General features: G+C 42.3%; 18 protein-coding genes. All 18 read right to left on the bottom strand.

What is annotated here, in order from left to right:
- Nucleotides 1-13: 13 nt before the first annotated feature.
- The 18 genes from truB to rpsB all read right to left on the bottom strand — a co-directional run bounded on the left by truB (nt 14) and on the right by rpsB (nt 19,774).
- Nucleotides 14-931: a tRNA pseudouridine(55) synthase TruB gene (gene truB, locus P6709_RS01150; RefSeq protein ID WP_278239045.1), complete on the bottom strand. Its 918-nt coding sequence runs from the start codon at nt 929-931 to the stop codon at nt 14-16.
- A 113-nt stretch (nt 932-1,044) separates the two neighbouring features.
- Entirely contained in the window at nt 1,045-1,392 is a 348-nt protein-coding gene (rbfA, locus tag P6709_RS01145; RefSeq protein WP_278239044.1) for a 30S ribosome-binding factor RbfA, read from the bottom strand.
- 37 nt (nt 1,393-1,429) lie between these two features.
- On the bottom strand, nt 1,430-1,708 hold the full coding sequence (locus P6709_RS01140) for a DUF503 domain-containing protein (protein WP_278239043.1): 279 nt from the start codon (nt 1,706-1,708) through the stop codon (nt 1,430-1,432).
- Nucleotides 1,708-3,906 (bottom strand): translation initiation factor IF-2, encoded by a 2,199-nt coding sequence (gene infB, locus P6709_RS01135; RefSeq protein ID WP_278239042.1) that lies wholly within the window; start codon nt 3,904-3,906, stop codon nt 1,708-1,710. The genes P6709_RS01140 and infB overlap by 1 nt, the downstream gene beginning before the upstream one ends.
- 13 nt (nt 3,907-3,919) lie before the next feature.
- Nucleotides 3,920-4,228 (bottom strand): YlxQ family RNA-binding protein, encoded by a 309-nt coding sequence (locus P6709_RS01130; protein WP_278239041.1) that lies wholly within the window; start codon nt 4,226-4,228, stop codon nt 3,920-3,922.
- Complete coding sequence (rnpM, locus tag P6709_RS01125; protein WP_278239040.1) at nt 4,225-4,503, bottom strand: RNase P modulator RnpM; 279 nt, start codon at nt 4,501-4,503, stop codon at nt 4,225-4,227. Before rnpM ends, P6709_RS01130 begins: the two co-directional genes overlap by 4 nt.
- 15 nt (nt 4,504-4,518) lie before the next feature.
- Nucleotides 4,519-5,643, bottom strand: a complete 1,125-nt coding sequence (gene nusA / locus P6709_RS01120; RefSeq protein ID WP_278239039.1) for a transcription termination factor NusA — start codon at nt 5,641-5,643, stop codon at nt 4,519-4,521.
- Nucleotides 5,644-5,684: 41 nt separating this feature from the next.
- Entirely contained in the window at nt 5,685-6,155 is a 471-nt protein-coding gene (gene rimP, locus P6709_RS01115) for a ribosome maturation factor RimP (RefSeq protein WP_278239038.1), read from the bottom strand.
- Between the two features lie 136 nt (nt 6,156-6,291).
- The gene (locus tag P6709_RS01110; protein ID WP_278239037.1) at nt 6,292-10,608 is read right to left on the bottom strand and encodes a PolC-type DNA polymerase III; all 4,317 of its coding nucleotides are present in this window, start codon (nt 10,606-10,608) and stop codon (nt 6,292-6,294) included.
- A 64-nt stretch (nt 10,609-10,672) separates the two neighbouring features.
- The gene (locus P6709_RS01105) at nt 10,673-12,388 is read right to left on the bottom strand and encodes a proline--tRNA ligase (RefSeq protein ID WP_278239036.1); all 1,716 of its coding nucleotides are present in this window, start codon (nt 12,386-12,388) and stop codon (nt 10,673-10,675) included.
- A 19-nt stretch (nt 12,389-12,407) separates the two neighbouring features.
- On the bottom strand, nt 12,408-13,676 hold the full coding sequence (gene rseP / locus P6709_RS01100; RefSeq protein WP_278239035.1) for an RIP metalloprotease RseP: 1,269 nt from the start codon (nt 13,674-13,676) through the stop codon (nt 12,408-12,410).
- Nucleotides 13,677-13,758: 82 nt separating this feature from the next.
- Entirely contained in the window at nt 13,759-14,901 is a 1,143-nt protein-coding gene (locus tag P6709_RS01095; protein WP_278239034.1) for a 1-deoxy-D-xylulose-5-phosphate reductoisomerase, read from the bottom strand.
- 15 nt (nt 14,902-14,916) lie between these two features.
- Nucleotides 14,917-15,705 (bottom strand): phosphatidate cytidylyltransferase, encoded by a 789-nt coding sequence (locus tag P6709_RS01090; RefSeq protein ID WP_278239033.1) that lies wholly within the window; start codon nt 15,703-15,705, stop codon nt 14,917-14,919.
- A complete protein-coding gene (locus P6709_RS01085) occupies nt 15,706-16,497 on the bottom strand; it encodes an isoprenyl transferase (protein WP_278239032.1) in 792 nt (263 codons plus the stop codon).
- Between the two features lie 219 nt (nt 16,498-16,716).
- A complete protein-coding gene (gene frr / locus P6709_RS01080; RefSeq protein WP_278239031.1) occupies nt 16,717-17,274 on the bottom strand; it encodes a ribosome recycling factor in 558 nt (185 codons plus the stop codon).
- A complete protein-coding gene (gene pyrH / locus P6709_RS01075; protein WP_278239030.1) occupies nt 17,274-17,999 on the bottom strand; it encodes a UMP kinase in 726 nt (241 codons plus the stop codon). Before pyrH ends, frr begins: the two co-directional genes overlap by 1 nt.
- A gap of 85 nt (nt 18,000-18,084) precedes the next feature.
- A complete protein-coding gene (gene tsf, locus P6709_RS01070; RefSeq protein WP_278239029.1) occupies nt 18,085-18,966 on the bottom strand; it encodes a translation elongation factor Ts in 882 nt (293 codons plus the stop codon).
- Between the two features lie 91 nt (nt 18,967-19,057).
- The gene (rpsB, locus tag P6709_RS01065; protein ID WP_041057537.1) at nt 19,058-19,774 is read right to left on the bottom strand and encodes a 30S ribosomal protein S2; all 717 of its coding nucleotides are present in this window, start codon (nt 19,772-19,774) and stop codon (nt 19,058-19,060) included.
- Nucleotides 19,775-19,784: the final 10 nt, after the last annotated feature.

The raw sequence follows: 19,784 nt of genomic DNA, 5'->3' as shown, positions 1-19,784 counted from the left end.
GTCGATTCCTTTCTCAATCGATCCAAAGCACTTTTACAGGTTTAATAAGTCCTTCTTTGGATGGATGAAGATGATAAATAGCGACTGCCTTATCTTCAGCATATAATACGACCGGTTCATCCTGTGATCCGCTCCAGTCAGGCGGTGTTGGCAGTACAGATCCATTTTTAACTCTACTTGCAACTTTATCACTAATAAAGTATTTCTTCAATTGACAAAGACCTGTCTCCAGCGGGTGCAATACTGCTTTCATTGAAACAGGATCAGAAGCAAGCTGTTCTAATTGAGATAGGGTAACACAATCATCCGGTGCAAACGATGCGGACCTGGTGCGTGTCAATGCTGACATATGAGCAGGGTAGCCGAGTAATTCTCCAATCATGACAGCAAGTGTCCGAATATAAGTTCCTTTCCCGCAATCAATATCTATAGTAAAGGTGAATCTTCCGTTTTGATGAGTCAGGGAATTTTTATCAAGTCTAATATCATAAATGCTGACGATTCTAGAGGGTCTCTCCACTTCAATTCCCTTTCTTGCATATTCATATAGCCGCTTCCCATTTACCTTCACTGCTGAGTACATAGGAGGGGTTTGCCGAACTTCTCCTGTGAGCTGACTGAGTACCTCTTCTAGTGTTTCTTCGCTTATTTCATCTTCTACCGTTTTGGTTTCTACCGCTTCCCCCTGTGCATCTTCCGTTGTCGTCGATAAACCGAGAACGACTTGAGCACGATAGGATTTACCTGAATCCGTTATATATTCAGCAATCTTCGTTGCTCTCCCTAAACATATCGGAAGGACTCCATCTACTTCAGGATCAAGGGTTCCTGTATGACCGACCTTTTTCATACGGAGAATTTTTCTCACTTTAAACACACAATCATGTGAAGTCATTCCAGACTCTTTCCAAATTGCCAGTATACCGTCCATAGTTCCATTCCTTTCATCGTCATACAAACCTAGTATGAAATACAAAAAGAGCAGCAGACCATGTTGAAGCGAATAAAACGCCTCTCCTTTAAAGGATAGTCTGCTGCTTCTTATTATTGTTCTCTTTCTTTTAAATCACGGATCAATGATTCGATACGGTTTCCTGTATCAATGGACTCGTCAAATTCAAACAGGAGCTCAGGGGTTTTACGCAAACGGATACGCTGCCCGATTTCAGACCGTATAAACCCTTTTGCTTTCGCAAGTCCTCTTAAGGTGTTTTCACGCTGCTCTTCATCTCCAAGTACAGTTATATAAACTGTTGCCTGCTGAAGATCACCTGTGACCTCAACATCTGTTACCGTAACGAAACCAATTCTGGGATCCTTCATTTTTCGGCCAATAATATCGCCGAGTTCTTTTTTCATTTGTTCACCGACGCGATTCGATCGTAAAGACATTGGTGCATCACCTCTCATTTAAATGGTCGGTATCCATTTACATGAAGTCGATAGCAATCGAGACAGCCTCCCATTCAGGAAAAGATTCCATCAATTTTAAAGCTCGATGAATTTCTCTTTCCGCTGCATCTTTTGAGGAGGCTACTGCAACTAACTCAATCGTTGTTCTTTGCCACACATCTTGATGGTCGACTTCAGCAATAGATATATTGTACTGCCTTTTTACTCTGGAAAGCACACGCTGCAGTACGGCTCTTTTTTCTTTTAAAGAATGGGAATGATCAATTTTAAACTCGCATTCCGCATAAGCGATCATTAGCGTTTGATTTCCTGCATGATAAACGCTTCAAAAATGTCGCCTTCTTTAACGTCATTGAACCCTTTTACTGTAATTCCGCATTCATAGCCTTTTGCGACTTCTTTTGCGTCGTCTTTGAAGCGCTTCAAGGTATCTAATTCACCCTCGAATACAACAACGCCATCACGAAGAAGACGTACGCCGCTGTCTCTGGTGATCTTCCCATCAATAACGTAGCTGCCTGCTATCGTTCCGACTTTGGACACTTTAAATGTCTGACGGACTTCAGCCTGGCCAATTACTTTTTCTTCGAATTCAGGATCAAGCAATCCTTCCATCGCTGACTCAATTTCTTCAATTACTTTATAAATAATACGGTGCAGGCGCACATCCACCTGCTCGGCATCTGCAGCACGCTTGGCATTTGCATCAGGCCGAACGTTGAAGCCGATCACAATGGCGTTTGAAGCGGCAGCAAGAGTAATATCAGATTCTGTAATTGCTCCAACTGCAGTGTGGATGATTTTAATATTAACACCTTCAACACTGATCTTAAGAAGTGATGCTGCTACGGCTTCTACTGAACCCTGAACATCGCCTTTAACAATTACATTAAGATCTTTCATTTCTCCCTGTTTCATCTGTTCAAATAGATTGTCAAGACTTACTCTTGTTTTTTCGCCGCGCTGTGCCTGAAGTGCTTGCTGAGCACGCGTTTCACCGATTGAACGAGCTGTTTTTTCATCCTCGAATACAACAAACCGGTCGCCCGCTTGAGGTACATCGTTTAATCCCGTGATCTCTACAGGAGTCGATGGACCTGCTGATTTTACACGGCGCCCTAAGTCGTTAACCATTGCACGTACACGTCCAAATGTATAGCCTACAACAATCGGGTCGCCTACATTTAATGTACCATCCTGAACAAGTAAAGTGGCTACAGATCCACGTCCTTTATCCAGCTCTGCTTCAATAACAGTTCCTAAAGCACGGCGTTTAGGATTTGCTTTATATTCTTCAACCTCGCCTACAAGGAGAATCATCTCTAATAGGTTGTCTATTCCGTCTCCGTTTAATGCAGAAACCGGAACAAAAATGGTATCGCCTCCCCAAGCTTCTGGAACAAGTCCATGTTCTGTCAGCTCCTGCATAACGCGATCTGGATTAGCTGAAGGTTTATCCATTTTGTTTACAGCAATGATAATTGGAACTTCGGCTGCTTTGGCGTGATTAATTGCTTCCACTGTCTGAGGCATCACACCATCATCCGCAGCTACAACAAGGATTGTGATATCTGTTACTTTAGCTCCACGCGCCCGCATAGTAGTGAATGCGGCGTGTCCAGGTGTATCAAGAAAAGTAATTTTCTTGTCATTCACTTCTACCTGATAGGCTCCGATATGCTGAGTAATACCGCCTGCTTCGCCTTCAGTTACTTTTGTTTTGCGGATTGAATCAAGAAGAGTTGTTTTTCCGTGGTCAACGTGACCCATGATCGTAACAACAGATGGACGCTCAATTTGATCAGCTTCGTTTTGTTCTTCTTCAAAATACGTTTCAAGATCTGTAGAGTCGATCAGAATTTCTTCTTCGACCTCAACACCATAGTCAGCACAAATTAATTCAATGCCGTCTTTGTCAAGCTCCTGATTTACCGTTGCCATCGTTCCAAGCATAAACAGTTTTTTAACGATTTCAGATGGTTCGCGGTGAAGTTTCTTTGCCAGCTCAGCAACTGTCAAAGATTCAACGAATGTAATTTTTTCAGGAAGTTCTTTTTGTTTAACCGGCGCAGGCTGGAAAGGCGTCTTCGACTTTTGATTGCGGTTTTTCCCGCCGCGTCCGCCTTGGTTAATTCCGCGCTGGTTTGAATTGCGGCCTTTTCCACCCTGGTTTTGTCCGCCTCTATTTCCCTGAGCTCCCTGATTTTGAGGGCCTCTGTTTGCGTTATTTCCCTGAGCGGGTTTACCGCCCTGGCTTTGCCCTGACTGAGGACGGCTTTGGGACTTGCCTTCCTGTTTTACTGATTTTGTTTCCTGTTTGGGTGCAGTTGAATTTCCTTTATTATAAGAAGCATCCAATTTCGTGATCGCCTCTCCTTCTAATGTCGCCATATGATTTTTTACTTCAATATTCATGGTCTTTAATAGGTCAATGACTTCTTTACTGGTGACATTTTGTTTTTTTGCATATTCATATACACGTATTTTACTCATTCGTTCACCCCCGTTAAGATTCATCGAGCAGTGTGATCAGCTTTTTGGCAAATCCGGGATCAAGTACCGCAATTGTTACCCTGGCTTCTTTGCCAATTAAGTGACCAAGCGTGTAACGGTCGTTTACCCTTCTTAAAGGGATTCCATAATGCAGGCTTTTATCCGTAATTTTTTTCGCTGTATTTTCAGAAGCATCTTCTGCAAGTAAAACAAGCTTTGCTTTGCCATTCCTGACTTCTTTTATGACAAGTTCTTCTCCTGATATCACTTTTCCTGCCCGAGTTGCAAGACCGAGCAGAGACATCCATTTAGGCTGGCTCATTTTGGCTGGTCCGCTTCCACTTGTGCAAGCAGTTCATCATATATAGAATCATCTACTTTTGCCTGTAAGTGGCTTGCTAGTATATTTTTCTTGCGTGCTTTTAAAATCGCATCCTTATCTTTGGAAAGATAAGCACCACGACCTGATTTTTTTCCTGTTAAATCAATGGAGACATCGCCTTCTTTTGTTCTGACGATCCTGACCATTTCCTTTTTCTGCTTCATCTCATTTGTAGCGATACATTTCCGTAATGGAATCTTTCTTTTGGGCTGCATGTTTTTTCGCTCCCTTTATTCGATATCATCATCCGAATAAGTATAGGATTGATCCATCTCTTCTTCGGTAAACAAAGGCTGGTCGTCACGTGGGTATATACCCAGTTCACGCGCATCTGTTTCACTTTTAATATCGATCTTCCAGCCCGTCAGTTTTGCTGCTAACCGCGCGTTTTGCCCACGCTTCCCAATTGCAAGTGACAATTGGTAATCAGGAACAACAACTGTGGTGGCCTTGTCTTCCTCTTTAACCTGAACATCCACTACTTTAGACGGGCTCAATGCATTCGCCACAAAAATTGTAGGATCTTCAGACCACTCAACGATATCAATTTTTTCACCTTTCAGCTCATTCACGATAGCCTGTACACGGGTTCCTTTTGAACCTACACAGGCACCTACTGCGTCCACTTCCTCGTTGTCAGAGTGAACTGAAATTTTGGAACGGTCTCCTGCTTCACGGGAAACAGATTTAATTTCTACTGTTCCATCAAAAATTTCAGGCACTTCAACCTCGAAAAGTCTTTTGAGCAGACCCGGATGTGTTCGTGAAACAAAAATCTGAGGACCCTTTGTTGTCCGTTCGACTTTTGTAATATAAACCTTTATCCGGTCGTGAGGCTTATAGGATTCGTTTGGCATTTGCTCATTTAAAGGCAGAAGCGCCTCTATTTTGCCAAGAGCCACATAAATAAAGCGGTGATCCTGACGCTGAACAATCCCGGTCATAATGTCATCTTCCCGGTCAACAAATTCTGTGTAAATAATTCCGCGTTCTGCTTCCCTTACCCGCTGAGTAACTACCTGCTTTGCTGTTTGAGCCGCAATACGCCCAAAATTACGCGGTGTTACCTCAAGTTCAACAATATCGCCAACTTCAAACGCGGGATCTTTTTCGTGGGCATCTTCCAGAGATATTTCAAGACGTGAATCAAATACCTCATCCACTACTTCTTTTCTGGCAAAAACCCTCATAGACCCGTTGTCGAGATTGAGATCCACACGCACATTTTGTGCCTGATTAAAATTCCGCTTATACGCTGAAACCAAAGCAGCTTCAATCGCATCAATCAATACTTCTCGATCGATTCCTTTTTCTTTTTCGAGAAAAATCAAAGCATCCAATAATTCCGTACTCATTAATTTGTCATCTCCCTTCAAGCCCCGTGCACCATGTTCAATTAAGAAAAAGAGACTGCCAGTCTGGCTTTAGCCACTTTTTCTTTTGGAATTGTCATCGTTTTTTTTCTTGTTTTGATTGTAACTGCGATTTCAAGTGTGATCCCATCATATGAGGTTAAAACGCCTTCGATTTCCTTCATGCCATCAACCGGTTCATATGTTTTAACAAACACATTTTTGCCGACTGCTTTTTGAAAATCTTTTTCCTTTTTTAAAGGTCGTTCTGCTCCCGGAGAAGAAACTTCCAAAAAATAGTTCTGCTGAATTGGATCCAGCTCATCTAATTTTTCACTCAGGCGCTCACTAACTTGCCCGCATTCTTCAATATCCACACCATTTTCTTTGTCAATATAAACCCTTAAAAACCAATTAGAACCTTCTTTAACAAACTCAACATCAACAAGTTCTAGGTTCATATCATTTAGAATTGGGGTGGTTAATTGCTCTACGAGTTCAATAATTTTACTCATCCGTTTCCTCCATTATTCTTTGAAAAATGTCTGAAACAACACAAAAGAGCGGGCGGCACCCACTCTTTCGACGTCAGAGTTATCAGTAGTATTTCCAACAGTATAATACCATATATTGCGTTATGATGCAAATGGATCAGAAAAGAGAAAGCTGGTTCTGATCCGGCAATCCTTCAAGACATCCCTGTGAATCCAGAAACTCAATAATCGTTTTTGAGACCTTACCTCTTTTTTGCAGATCTTCTTTTGATAAAAATTCTCCATTTTTTCTTGCCTGGACAATGTTTATTGCAGCATTTGTTCCAAGGCCCGGTATCGCATTAAAAGGAGGGATCAGTGAATCCCCTTCTATAATAAAATCCTTCGCATCTGATTTGTATAAATCAACCTGCTTAAATGAGTATCCTCTTTCACACATTTCGAGGCTCAGTTCAAGGACGGTCAGCAGGTTCTTTTCTTTAGTAGATGCATCAAGTCCTTTAGCATTAATTTCTTCCATTCTTGACTTGATGATCTGCGAGCCTGCCGCCATAGCTTCTAAATCAAAATCTTCTGCCCGCACTGTAAAATATGCAGCGTAGTACAGAATTGGATGATGAACTTTAAAGTAGGCTATTCTTACTGCCATTAATACGTACGCAGCAGCGTGGGCTTTTGGGAACATATATTTGATTTTTTTACAGGAGTCAATATACCACTCAGGTACATTGTTTTTTTTCATTTCTTCTTCCCACTCCGGAGTCAGTCCTTTTCCTTTTCTCACAAATTCCATGATTTTAAAGGCAAGTGACGGTTCCAGCCCCTTATAGATTAAATAAACCATAATATCATCCCGGCACCCTATTACATCCGAAAGCTCACAAATGCCGTTATGAATCAGTTCCTGAGCGTTCCCCAGCCATACATCGGTTCCATGGGAAAGACCTGATATCTGAACCAGCTCTGAAAACGTAGTCGGCTTTGTATCCTCAAGCATTTGACGGACAAAACGGGTTCCAAACTCGGGTATGCCATAAGTTCCGGTTTTACACATGATCTGATCCTGCGTCACGCCTAATGATTCAGTTCCGCTGAAGATTTTCATTACTTCCGGGTCATCTGTCGGTATGGTTTTTGGATCAATGCCGGATAAGTCCTGCAGCATCCGGATAACCGTCGGGTCATCATGACCCAGAATGTCAAGCTTAAGCAAATTATCATGTATGGAATGAAAATCAAAGTGAGTTGTTTTCCACTCTGAAGTGCTGTCATTAGCCGGGAACTGAATAGGAGTGAAATCGTAAATATCCATATAGTCCGGTACGACGATGATACCGCCGGGATGCTGGCCGGTGGTTCGTTTTACTCCTGTACACCCTTGAGCCAGCCGCTCCACTTCAGCTCCCCTGTAGTGCAGATTACGATCACCTGCATAGCCTTTCACATAACCAAAAGCGGTCTTATCTGCAACTGTGCCGATTGTTCCGGCACGATATACATAGTCTTCTCCAAAAAGATCCTTGGTGTAATTATGCGCTACAGGCTGATATTCGCCGCTGAAGTTTAAATCAATATCCGGTACTTTATCGCCTTTAAAGCCAAGAAATGTTTCAAACGGGATATCCTGGCCATCTTTAGTAAATGGAATCTCACAATCCGGACAATTTTTATCTTCAAGGTCAAAACCTGAGCTGACAGACCCATCATCGAAGAACTCAGATTTTTTGCAGGAAGGACAGACATAATGCGGCGGCAGTGGATTTACTTCAGTTATTTCCGTCATCGTTGCGACAAAAGAAGATCCGACAGAGCCCCTGGAACCTACAAGATATCCATCAATTAATGATTTTTTAACGAGTTTATGTGAGATAAGATAAATAACGGCGAATCCATGCCCGATAATACTCTTAAGTTCTTTTTCAAGCCGGGCTTCCACAATCTCCGGAAGTACTTCACCGTAGATGCTGTGAGCCATAGAATAACTCATACTTCTCATTTCATCATCGGCGCCGTCAATCTTTGGAGTAAATAAATCATCTTTAATCGGCTTAAGATCCTCAATCATATCTGCTATTTTATTTGAATTTGTGACAACAAGCTCTTTTGCTTTTTCTTCACCAAGGAATTTAAATTCTTCGAGCATTTCATTTGTCGTTCTAAAATGAACATCCGGCAGTTCATGTCTGTTTAAAGGATTCGCACCTCCCATGGAGGAAATCAGAATCTTCCTGTATACCTTATCGTCCGGATCTAAATAGTGAACATTTCCGGTGGCCACTGCAGGAATATTCAGCTTATCTGCCATAGCGGCTATTTTTTTTATAATCTCTTCCAGATTATTCTCATCTCTGATTAATTCCATCTCAATTAAGTGCGCGTACGCTGGCTTGGGATGCAGTTCAATATAATCGTAAAACGCAGCCATATCTTCAACTTCTTCGGAAGATTTCTGCATCATTCCTTCAAAAACCTCGCCTTTGTCGCAGCCGGAACCAATAAGTAATCCTTCCCGGTGCTTTTGCAAAACGGAGCGCGGGATTCTTGGCACCCGGTAAAAGTAGTTTAAATGAGATATAGAGATAAGTTTGAACAGATTTTTAAGACCTGCCTGCGAGGTGGCTAAAAGCGTTACGTGGTTGGGTCTTGCACGTTTAAACGCTTCACCAACGCCCATATAGTCATTTAATTGATTATGATTGTAAATCTCTTTTTCCTGTGCCTTCTTAAGCATCTTTATTAATATATATCCGGTTGCTTCAGCATCATAAATCGCTCTATGGTGCTGAGTTAGATCTACCTCAAACTTTTTTGCCAATGTGTTGAGGCGGTGATTCTTCATTTCAGGGTGCAGAAATCGAGCCAGTTCAAGCGTATCAATAACGGGGTTTGGCGCTTTTCCAAGACCAATTCTGCGGTAGCCCACATTTAGAAACCCCATATCAAATGACGCATTATGTGCGACAAGGATATCGTTTTCTGCCCACTCATGAAAATCCTTCAGTACATCCTCAATTTCGGGAGCGTTTCGAACCATATCATCTGTAATCCCTGTTAAATTAATCGTAGTTGCTGAAAGAGGGTGATGAGGGTTAGCGAATCGTTCAAATTTATCGATGATTTCTCCGCCTTTTATTTTTACAGCTGCAAGCTCGATTATTTTATCGTACACTGCAGATAAACCTGTCGTCTCAACGTCAAACACAATGTAGCTCGCATCCTCTAGTTGACGGTCTGAGACGTTATAGGCGATCGGCACGCCATCATCCACCAGGTTTGCTTCTACTCCATATAAAATCTTTATGTCATTTTTCTGACCTGCAGCATACGCTTCAGGAAATGATTGTGCAACAGCATGATCCGTTATCGCAACGGCTTTATGCCCCCACTTCTTGGCTTGGGCAACGAGCGATGACACAGAGGATACAGCATCCATCTGGCTCATTGGAGTATGAAGATGAAGCTCCACTCTCTTTTCATTTTCAGGGGCTGAATCTTTGCGAAGATCCGGCTGAATCTCCATAACGTCCTGTGCAATCATGACGAGGTCCCGAACAAATGTGTCATTTTGTATCGAGCCTTTCGCTCTGACCCACATTCCTTTTTTCACAGAATTCATGATTGCTGCATCTTCTTTATCCCGGGAAAACATTTTTACCAGGATAGAATCTGTGTAGTCTGTAACTTTAAATGTCAGCAGAGATCTGCCGCTTCTCAGTTCTTTAACTTCAGCATCAAAGATTAATCCCTGAATCGCTATTTTCCGTTCCTCATCCTGTATGGTTTGTATTTCCACCGGTTCGTCAGGCTTAATGGAATAGCCAATCGAAACAGGACCGCTTGGTGCATCGCTTTGTTTTGAATCCTCCATCTTCTGCATTTCCACTATCGCTTGCTTTGCCCATTCTTCCTCTTCTTTTTTCTTTGATTCGACAAAAGCGTCATACTCAGCTGTTGACTGATTTTCACTTACTTCCGTCTGTAATGTGAGAGCTGGAAAACCCCATTTTGAAAAAGCAGAACATAGCAATTCAGCGTATTTATTTTTAATCTGCATGCCTTCGGTTTCATTCGATACTTTTACAAGCAGGCGATTCCCATTGATGACTGGCAGCTGATTGTTTAATAGAGAAAGCAAAGGAGGTGCAATTCCTTGAAGTTCTTTTAAGCAAGTACTCCAGTAATCCGTTATTTTTTCTTCAGAAAAGGTATTTGAAACAGTCATCACCGTAAAATCCACCTGGGCAATGTGCTGGAAGGACTGTGAGAGTCTCATTGAAAATTCATTCATAACCCCGCATGGAACAATATCATTAAACTGAAAATGAAAATGCCATTTTTTACTGTTCTTATGGACAGACAAGCGGGTAATTTCTCCATCTTCAAGGAATTTCATATACTCATCGCCGGTCATGTTAAGCTGTGTTAAAAGCAGCCTGAATTTTTCTTTTTTGGTTAGTTCTGCAGATTGATTCATATTTCCCCCTAATCAGACATAAAGGCTGGCACATTCGCGCCAGCCTTCCGTCATCTTTCCAACCTTAAATATTAGACAGCTGTCGGAAAATATCTTGTAATTTGTCAGTCAGTTCTTCTTTTTGAACTTCGTAGGTTTCTCCGGACCTCCGGATTTTCACTTCCACAATTCCTTCAGAAGCTCTTTTTCCTACTGTAATCCTTACAGGAAGGCCGATCAAGTCAGAATCCGTAAACTTAACACCTGCCCGTTCAACACGGTCATCAAGCAATACCTGATATCGGTAATCAGTAAGCAATTTGTAAAGCTCGTCTGCTACTTGTGATTGAACTTCATCCTTCATATTAATAGCAATAACATGAAGATCATACGGTGCGATATTTACTGGCCAAGTTAAACCGTTCTCATCATTAAATTGTTCAGCGATTGCTGCAAGTGTTCTTGAGACACCTATGCCGTAGCAGCCCATGATCATCGGTTTGGAACGTCCGTTCTCATCCAGGATATTAGCGCCCATTGACTCGCTGTATACAGTCCCAAGCTTAAAGACATGTCCCACTTCTATTCCTTTTGCAAATTGAATACTGCCTTTTCCATCAGGAGAAGGATCACCTTTAAGAATAAATCGCAGGTCTTCAAACAAACTGACTTCAAAATCCCGGCCCAGTTGAGCAAACTTAAAGTGAACGCCTTCTTCGTTAGCTCCAATGATCAGGTCTCCCATTGACTTCACGGCGTTGTCTGCAAGAATCTTCACATGCCCAGATACTCCTGCCGGACCTATTGAACCTGAATTGGCATTAAGATGTTTTACTGTTTCTTCACGAGTGGCCATTTCCACTACACGGGCCCCTAGAGCTCTTTTAACTTTAATATCGTTTACCTCATGATCGCCTCGCACCAGGACAAGAACTGGTTCTTCATCCGCTATAAAGAGGACGGACTTCACGATATCTTCAGCCTGAACCTGAAGGTAATCTGCAACATCAGCAATTGTCTTCTGATCCGGCGTTTCAACGCGCTCCATCTTATTGCCGCTGTGGCGACGCTCTTCATATTGAGTCGCAACTGCAGCCATTTCAAGGTTCGCTGCATATTCTGAGGAGTCGGAAAATGCGATTGTATCTTCTCCGATATCAGATAACACCATGAACTCATGATTATCTTTTCCGCCAATGGCACCTGAATCAGCTTGTACAGCTCTGAAATTAAGTCCGCAGCGTCTGAAAATATTTGAATAAGCCCGCATCAGGTCTTCATAGGACTCATCTAGACTCTCCTGGCTGCTGTGAAAAGAATAAGCATCTTTCATCAGAAATTCTCTTCCGCGCAGCAGTCCAAATCTTGGTCGTTTTTCATCTCTGAATTTTGATTGGATCTGGTAGAGCGTAAGCGGAAGCTTTTTATAGGAGCTGATTTCATCGCGCAGCAAGCTTGTAATAATTTCTTCGTGCGTTGCACCCAGTGCAAAAGCACGGTTGTGACGGTCCGTCATCCTCATCAATTCAGGGCCATAGGTTCCCCATCTTCCGGACATTTCCCAAAGTTCAGCAGGCTGAAGGGCGGGCATTAAAATTTCAACGCCGCCCACTGCATTCATTTCATCTCTGACGATTGCTTCAACTTTTTGAAGCACTTTTTTTCCAAGGGGCAAAAAAGAATAAATGCCGCTTGCATTTTGACGGATAAACCCCGCTCGTAAAAGCAGCTGATGGCTTTTAATATCCGCATCAGCCGGAACTTCACGGAGCGTTGGAATTAGTGTTTGACTTTGCTTCATTTTTTCACACCTCTATTTTCTACTGTAAAAAGAATCGTTGAATATCATTCCAAGTTACGACAATCATTAATAGCATAAGTAATGCAAAGCCGACAAAATGAACCATACCTTCTTTATGGCGGTCAACCGGCTTTCCTCGAAGGGCCTCTACTCCGAAAAACAGGAGTCGCCCTCCATCAAGAGCAGGCAGGGGCAGAAGATTCATGATTCCCAAGTTGATGCTTAAGATCGCACCCCAATGCATTAAATTATAAATGCCGGTTTGAGCGACAATCTCGGTGGATTTATAAATTCCAACCGGTCCGGAGAGAGCATCAATTGTGAATTGGCCCGTAATCAATTTTCCAAGGGCATCAAAGATCATAACAGTAAAAAAGTACGTTTGTTCTCCTCCGAAAACGACTGCCTGAACCAGTGAAGGTGAGCTTTCGATCGGACCATAAACACCTATTCTGCCGATATCGCTTCCCTCAGCGACTTCAACCGCGTCTGGTGTAACCTGAAAGGACATGGCATCTCCATCGCGCAGAATGTCCATCGTCACTTCTGTATTTGGATTTTTTTCGATTATTGCTGTTAAATCAGACCACTCAGCAACAGACTGCCCGTTGATCCCCTCAATCCGGTCACCTTCCTGCAAGCCTGCTTCAGCAGCGGCTCCATCCTCAACCAATTCGCCAAGAAGCGGCTCCTGTGTAGGAACACCCTGAAGAAAACCGATGATCATGAAAACGATAAATGCAAGTACAAAGTTCATTAAAGGACCGGCAAAAATTGTGATCGCACGGTTTCCAAGAGATTTGGAATTAAACTGTCTGTTCCACGGGGCAATTTGAGACTCTGCACCGTCTTCTACAAAAACAGCATCTTTCGCTATTGTAAATGTTTGAAGGGTTTCTTCCCCTTCCTCATACCCTTTAATAAAAAGCTCGCGTTCAATATCGGCTTCAGCTACCTCTACAACACGCAGATTAGGATAGCGGTCTTTATTGTTAATGACCATTTTTTGGACAGTTTCATCTTGGTTTAATAGAAGTCCGACACGAAAACCAGGCTTAAGATCAACCATTTCAGGATCTTCTCCTGCCATTCTGACGTACCCTCCTATTGGGAGAAGGCGAATGGTGTACTGAGTTTCATTACGTTTAAAAGCCAGCACTTTCGGCCCCATGCCGATGGCGAACTCCCGGCACAGTATGCCTGCCCGCTTTGCAAAAACAAAATGGCCGAGTTCATGGAAAAATACCAGTGCGCCAAATATAATAATAAATGCGATGACCGTATTCATCGTCACAACCACCTTTTTTTATAATTACTGCCTCAAATCCTTATCTTATTGTAGCACGTTCAAAATCAGCGGGGTAGCTTTCCTAGCGGTAATTAGAAAGAATTCGTGAACGTATCTCCCTGTCTATATCAAGAATAGTTTCAAGATCTGGAGAGAGAATCACTTCGTGACCGTTCATTGCCTTCTCGATTACTTCTTCAATTTGCAGAAAGCTGATTTTCCCATTGATAAAAAGTGAAACAGCCGCTTCGTTTGCCGCATTCATCACCGCTGGAAGCGATCCGCCTGATTTTCCTGCTTCATACGCCAGAGCCAGACAGCGGTATCGTTCAAAATTCATTTTTTCAAAATGAAGTTTTCCTGCATCCTCAAGTCTCAAGCGCTGAGGGTTCTTCATCTCCAGCCGGTCTGGATAGGTTAAGGCGTATTGGATAGGAACTCTCATGTCGGGAGATCCAAGCTGAGCCATTACAGAACTGTCCTGAAATTCAACCATGGAATGAATAATGCTTTCCCTGTGCAGAAGAACATCAATTTTGTCATAGGGCAGATCAAAAAGCCAATGTGCTTCTATTACTTCAAGACCTTTATTCATCATGGTAGCTGAATCGATCGTGATTTTTGCACCCATAGACCAGTTGGGATGATGTAACGCATCCTCCAGGGAAACTTCTTTTAATTGCTCTCTGGTTTTATCTCTGAAGCTGCCTCCGGATGCGGTAATAATCAGCCGGTCAATATTTTTTCTGCTTTCCCCCTGAAGTGCTTGAAAGATTGCAGAGTGCTCACTGTCAACAGGAAGCATCATGACATCATGTTTCTTTACTGCATTCATTACAATTCCACCTGCAGTAACCAGTGTTTCTTTATTTGCTATGGCAATTGTTTTTTTTGCTTCAATTGCTTTTAGTGTCGGCTCCAGGCCCACACTTCCCAGTACAGCGTTGACCAGTATGTCCGTTTGCTGATGAGTGGCAGTTTCAATTAAACCATCCATTCCCCACAGCACTTTCGCAGATACATCTGTTTGTAAAGATACAGCATCTTCTTTATGCTGAACCGAAATTAAATCCGGACTAAACTCTTTTGCCAGCTTGCGTGCCATATCAATATTTTTACCGACTGAAAAAGCTGTGAGCTTAAAGCTGTCGGGATGCTCACGGATAACATCAATTGTCTGCGTTCCAATTGACCCTGAGGCGCCCATTAAACTTATTTTTTTCAAAAAAGATCCCCCTGACTAAATTAGTTGCAGAATTTTCATGAGTGGCAGAACAAATAGCAGGCTGTCAAAACGGTCCAGCAGGCCGCCGTGGCCAGGCAGTATCCGTCCTGAGTCTTTTACACCGTAGTGCCTTTTTAAGGCGGATTCTACCAGGTCCCCGATTTGTCCCATTGCAGATAAAATGACAGTAGCAAACATCAAATACCATATGTTAACTTCCAATGGAGCAAGAATTAAAAAGATCCAGGCTGCTGCGATTGCAGACAGGATTCCGCCGATGAAACCCTCTACTGTTTTATTTGGACTAATATCCGGCCACAGCTTTCTTTTTCCTATAGCCTTCCCTATAAAATACGCGCCTGAATCAGTCGTCCAGATGATGAGTAGAGCAAAAATCACCCATAATATATCTGCTTCTCTTGCCACCAGGAAATAGTAAAAACCAATTCCAACATACAGCATTGCAAATATAGAAAAAGCAGCATCATCGAATGTGAATCTGTTTTTCTTCATCACCGTGTAAACCAAAAGCAGGAGCACCGATAATAGAGCTGACTCTATTTTAGTGTAGTCGAGCTGGTTTAAAATATCATAATAATCATTAGGCAGAAGAAAAATCCATAATGTAGCTGTTGAGATGACACCCGGAATAGACAGGACATCAATGGATCTCATTTTTAATATCTCATAAAGAGCAATCGACGCAATAACATATGTACCTAGTGTAAAAATTAAACCGCCTGCCCAAACAATCGGAATAAAAAGCGCCGCCGCAATTATCCCGGTAATTAACCTTTGCTTCATTTAAGATTCCTCGCTTTTTAATCCACCATATCTTCTTGAACGCTTTTGAAAGCCTTCGATCGCTTCAATTAAGTGTGCGTCGCTGAAATCCGGCCACAAAACATCTGTAAACCAAAACTCTGCATAAGCTAACTGCCATAGCATAAAGTTGCTTAATCGAATTTCCCCGCTTGTACGAATCAGGAGATCCGGATCATTTAAATGGCTTGTCATTAAGTGCGATGAAAAAATGGCATCATCAATTTCGTGTACATGAAGTTTACCTTCCTGCACTTGTTCAGCTAATGATTTAACGGCATTGAGTATTTCTGATCGGCTCCCATAATTTAGAGCAAAATTAAGAACCATGCCATTATTCTGTTCTGTTGCCTTCACTGCTTTTTCAACAGCTTTAAGGGTATGGGCGGGGATTTGAGACCGTTCTCCCATCATCCTTACCTGTACATTTTCCTCTATCAATTCAGGCAGGAAAGTCCCCAGGAACTCTTCCGGCAGCTTCATTAAATAATCCACCTCTAATTTAGGGCGAATCCAGTTTTCTGTTGAAAATGCATAAAGGGTTAATGCCTGAACTCCCATTCTGCTCGCAAGCCGGGTGATGGGTCGGACTGCCTTCATGCCTTCATGATGACCGGCAACTCTTGGCATCGCGCGTTTATTTGCCCACCTTCCGTTTCCATCCATGATAATAGCAATATGATTCGGCATCTGATATTTCATACATTCAATAATGCGATCATCAAGGGTGTCCGGCTCTTTCGTGGACTTCCATAATTTCATTTTATCGAGCATTGTACATCCCCCATACCGTGATTGAATTACAACATGCTTTTCCTATCATATCAAATTTTCCTGCAGAAATGTCCACTCTGCCAAAAAACATGAGAAGGATTCCTTACTATTTTACTACCAGCCAGGTTTCAGTGCAAAAATGAAGAAAACCCCCTAACAGGTAGAGGGTCTTTCTGTGTATTACACTATTAATCTACAGCCAATGTTGGCTATAAAAAATTATACATCCATAATCTCTTTTTCTTTCGCTTTAGCCAGTTCATCGATTTTCTCAATATGCTGATTTGTCATATCTTGAACATCTTCACTGTAGCCGCGCAGATCATCCTCTGTAATATCGCCGGTTTTCTCACTTTTCTTAAGATCGTCGTTTGCATCGCGGCGGATGTTGCGGATGGCAACTTTAGCATCCTCTGCTTCACGTTTTACCTGTTTTGCCAGGTCTCGGCGGCGCTCTTCTGTTAAGGCAGGAATTGTAATTCGAATTAAGGATCCATCATTTGAAGGATTTAATCCTAAATCAGATTTTTGAATCGCTTTTTCGATTTCACCTAATGAAGTTTTATCATATGGAGTAATCTGCAAAAGACGTGCTTCAGGTACGGTAATAGAAGCCAGCTGGTTTACAGGCGTAGGAGCTCCATAATAATCTACTGTGATTTTGTCTAATAAAGATGCGCTCGCGCGGCCTGCACGAATGGATGCCAATTCGCGGGAAAAGGCTTGTACAGCTTTTTCCATTTTTTCTTTTGTCTGCGAAATCGTTTGTGTAGTCATTAGTTTTTCCCCCTTACGATAGTACCGATTGGTTCTCCCAATGCAGCTCGTTTAATATTTCCATTCTCCATTATTGAGAATACTATGAGTGGGATATCATTGTCCATACATAATGATGATGCCGTTGAATCCATAACTGCCAAACCATCTTTTAAAACATCAAGGAATGAAAGCTCTTGATATTTCACAGCAGCAGCATCCAGTTTAGGATCAGCCGAGTATACTCCGTCCACATTGTTCTTCGCCATTAGAATCACTTCAGCTTCGATTTCTGCCGCCCGCAATGCTGCGGTGGTATCGGTAGAGAAATAGGGATTTCCTGTACCCGCCGCAAAGATCACAACGCGTTTTTTTTCAAGATGTCGAATGGCTTTCCTTCTAATATAGGGTTCAGCTACCTGCCGCATTTCAATAGATGATTGAACTCGTGTTTGAATTCCTAAATTCTCAAGACTGTCCTGCAGAGCAAGAGAATTCATGACAGTTGCCAACATGCCCATGTAATCAGCTGAAGCACGGTCCATGCCCATTTCACTGCCGATTTTGCCTCTCCAGATGTTTCCCCCGCCTACTACAACGGCTACTTCCACCCCGAGATCAGCCAATTCCTTCACTTGTTCAGCGACTGATTTAATGATTGGAGGATGAATTCCAAAACCTGTGTCACCGGCTAAGGCTTCACCGCTTAATTTCAATACCACCCGATTGTATCTTGATTTACTCATAGGATCCTCCCTCATAGTTCATTTTCTCCAAAAAAGAGGGAACACAAAGTGTCCCCCATTGCTGCACCTATTAAAGATGCATCTATTATTTTTTAACCTGGCTCATTACTTCGTCAGCAAAGTTGTCTTGACGCTTCTCAATGCCTTCGCCAACTTCATAACGAACGAAATCAGTTAAAGTTGCATTTTTTGTTTCAAGGAACTGGCGTACTTTTTGATCAGGATCTTTTACGAAAGGCTGATCCAGAATGCAGATTTCCTCAAAATATTTACCTAGACGTCCTTCAACCATTTTCGCTACGATATTTTCAGGCTTACCTTCTTCAAGAGCCTGCTTTGTAAGAACTTCACGTTCTCTATCAGCTTCTTCTTGTGAAACCTGATCGCGTGAAACGTATTTAGGATTTAGGGCAGCGGCATGCATAGCTACATCTTTAGCAGCCTGGGCATCTGTTGTTCCTTCAAGAACAGCAAGAACACCAATTCTTCCGCCCATGTGCAGATACTCGCCAAATGATGCGTTATCGTCTTTAGTACGGATAGCAAAACGGCGAAGAGTGATCTTTTCCCCGATTTTACCCATTGCGCCTGTAATATGATCGTTGACTGTTGAACCATTATCCATTGATGATGCAAGAGCATCTTCAAGGGTTGCAGGCTCAGTTGCAAGAAGGTGGTGTGCAAGTTCTTTAACAAGCACCTGGAATCCTTCATTTTTAGCTACAAAGTCTGTTTCAGCGTTTACTTCGATAATTACCGCTTTGTTGCCTTCGCTCATAATGAATGTTGAGCCTTCAGCTGCAATACGATCCGCTTTCTTCGCCGCTTTGGCAATTCCTTTTTCACGAAGAAAATCAATTGCCTGGTCCATGTCACCGTTTGTTTCCTGTAATGCTTTTTTGCAGTCCATCATGCCTGCTCCAGTTTTTTCACGAAGTTCTTTTACCATTTGTGCTGTAATTGCCACAGAAATTCCTCCTTATATACAATGCAAATTTATTATTGCTTTAAAAAAGGTGATAAGGGACGATCCCGCTTATCACCTTTTAATTTATGCATTACTCAGCAGCTACTGCTTCTTCTTCCTCTTCTTCTACCTGTTTTGATTCAAGAATCGCATCAGCCATTTTTGAAGTAAGAAGCTTAACAGCGCGAATTGCATCATCATTTGCCGGAATTACATAATCAATTTCGTCCGGATCACAGTTTGTATCAACGATTCCAACGATTGGAATATTCAACTTGCGTGCTTCTGCAACTGCAATACGTTCTTTGCGTGGATCAATAATGAATAATGCATCAGGAAGCTTTTGCATATCTCTGATTCCACCTAAGAATTTCACAAGACGATCATATTCTTTTTTAAGCTGAACAACTTCTTTTTTAGGAAGAACTTCAAATGTACCGTCTTCTTCCATTTTTTCGATTTTCTTCAACCGGTTAATACGAAGTTGAATGGTACCAAAGTTTGTTAGCGTTCCGCCCAACCAGCGCTGGTTGATGTAGTGCATTCCCGCACGGCCGGCTTCATCGCGCACAGACTCCTGTGCTTGTTTTTTAGTTCCTACAAATAGAACTGTTCCGCCATCAGCTGAAACTTCTTTCACGAATCTGTAAGCTTCTTCTACTTTTTTAACCGTCTTTTGAAGGTCAATAATGTAGATGCCGTTACGCTCCGTGAAAATATATTTTTTCATTTTTGGGTTCCAACGGCGAGTTTGGTGGCCGAAGTGAACACCTGCTTCAAGCAGTTGTTTCATTGAAATTACTGACATAGTGTTTTTT

The organism is Jeotgalibacillus sp. ET6, assembly GCF_029667115.1.
Taxonomy (GTDB): Bacteria; Bacillota; Bacilli; order Bacillales; family Jeotgalibacillaceae; genus Jeotgalibacillus.
Note: the sequence above shows the minus strand (reverse complement) of the source record. Positions and strands in the feature narration are given on the sequence as shown.